Source organism: Mesotoga sp. UBA5847 (assembly GCF_002432735.1).
Lineage (GTDB): Bacteria > Thermotogota > Thermotogae > Petrotogales > Kosmotogaceae > Mesotoga.
Genome location: NZ_DJGL01000045.1, coordinates 593 through 2585, shown reverse-complemented (window position 1 = coordinate 2585; position 1993 = coordinate 593). Strand labels below are relative to the sequence as shown.

The following is a 1993-nucleotide window of genomic DNA, read 5'->3' as shown; positions in this document are numbered from 1 at the left end:
CAGCCTTGCGTCCCGGCATGATCCTTTGCCGGCATTGCGTCCACTGATGCTCCTCAGTGCAATGCGTCACACCGAAGGTGGCATCTCTTCCTGCCTAAGCCAGCCTCGCATCTTCGAGACGCTTTTCAAAGATTGCATTTATGATGATATAATTGGCTCTAGAGTTAGTAACTTACGAGTTAGTAGTTGTGTTGGAGGTTGTTAAATGTTCATCAACAGAGAGAAAGAGCTTGCTTCTCTCAGGAAGCTTAAGGACAGTGGAAAGTTCGAGATGGCCGTTGTATATGGACGTCGAAGAGTGGGTAAGACCGCTCTTCTAAGAGAGTTCTCAAAAGAGATCGAAAGCATCTTCTTTGTCTGCGATGAGGTCAACGAGAAAATGATGCTGCGAAACTTCTCGGAAGTCATTCTAGAACACTTCGGCCAGAAAGACACATTATCTCCATTTGAGTCATGGGAGAAGGCGATTAGGTTCGTTGCATCCAAAGCAAAGGAAAAGCGTCTTCTGCTAGTAATAGATGAGTACCCATATTTGGCGAATGCTACTAGCTATTTCCCGTCTGTCTTGCAGCGCCTTATAGATCATGAGCTACTTGAAACAAAGCTCTATTTAGTTCTTTGCGGTTCATCTGTGAGTTTCATGGAGAGCGAAGTGCTGGGCAGTAGGAGCCCCTTGTTTGGAAGAAGAACAGCTCAGCTGAGAGTCGAGCCATTCACCTATCGAGAAGCGTCGCTGTTCTTTCCCGAACTGAGCAACAAAGAAAAAATCATCGCGTATGGAATTTTGGGGGGCATCCCGCAGTATCTGCAGAAGTGGAACCAGCATCTTCCATATGGAGAGAACATTGCAAACAACTTTCTCGATACATCGGCGTATCTTTATGCCGAGCCTAGATTCTTGTTGAGACAGGAACTGCGCGAACCTTCCCTCTACAACAGTATAATAGAATCAATTGCCCAAGGCGCTACTCGCCTGAACGAGATAAGTACAAGGGTAGGAGAGCCTAACGATAAAACTGCAAAGTACATAGCTACACTGCTGAACTTGAACATATTGGGACGAGAAGTGCCCGTTACAGAGAAAAGCACTTCACGGAAGGCGATCTACTATATCAGAGACAATCTCTTCAGATTCTGGTACACCTTTGTGTTTCCTAACCTCTCGCTTATCGAAACCGGCATGACAGAAGAGCTTCTGGACAAGAAGATCGCTAACGGACTCAGCAAGTATCTCGGCCTAGCTTTCGAAAGCATATGCAGGGACTATTTATTGTACAAAAGTGGCAGGGGAGAACTACCCTTCAGGATTATGAAGTTGGGCAAGTGGTGGGGAAACAACCAAGCAACGAAGAAGGAAGAGGAAATTGATCTTCTTGGTCTGGGAGATAATCAAGCGATAATCGGTGAATGCAAGTGGACCAACGCAAGAGTCGGGATAGGCGAACTTGAGAGATTAAGAGAAAAGGGATCGATTATCGCTTGCAAAGACAGGATATTCGTCATCTTTTCCAAGAGCGGATTCACCACAGATCTGCAAGAACTAGCTGCAAAAGATGAAAGTGTTTACTTGGTGACCTTAGATGACCTCTTTGCCTGAAATCAAATTGGACCGCTTGTGGTTTCATTAGGACAGACCATCGAATCGATTCCTCCATATTCATGGTGTGTACGAATTACTAAGCTGCCACTATGTCTAAACAAAAATGACGAAAAGCAAGAAAAGACTGTCATCCCGATATGCAACTGATCGGGATCTCGCTAAAAGAACCGCTGTGCGCTTAAGAGCAAGGACCCGCTGAGCGCTGACGAAGACAGCGTTGTCCGTCAACGGTCCGCCGTCCACCGACCGAGAAGAAGAGCATTTCAAGAGACTTAGAAAGTTTCTTGGCTTTTGCTCTAATAACTTGCAACTGCTTGTGTTTTTCACACCAAAGAACAAGATCCTGGCCAGTAGCACGCCAGGATGACGTTAAGGACTGTCATCCCGTGATGC

1 protein-coding gene is annotated in these 1993 nt (G+C 46.0%); it reads left to right on the top strand.

The window, feature by feature from the left end; genetic code table 11:
• The first annotated feature begins 205 nt into the window (after window positions 1-205).
• Entirely contained in the window at window positions 206-1597 is a 1392-nt protein-coding gene (locus B3K91_RS04920; RefSeq protein ID WP_292594167.1) for an ATP-binding protein, read from the top strand.
• The last annotated feature ends 396 nt before the right edge of the window (window positions 1598-1993 follow it).

What these genes read in the sequence shown, in the direction of transcription:
- B3K91_RS04920 (WP_292594167.1), top strand. Translation starts at nt 206, where the DNA reads ATGTTCATCAACAGAGAGAAAGAGCTTGCTTCTCTCAGGAAGCTTAAG.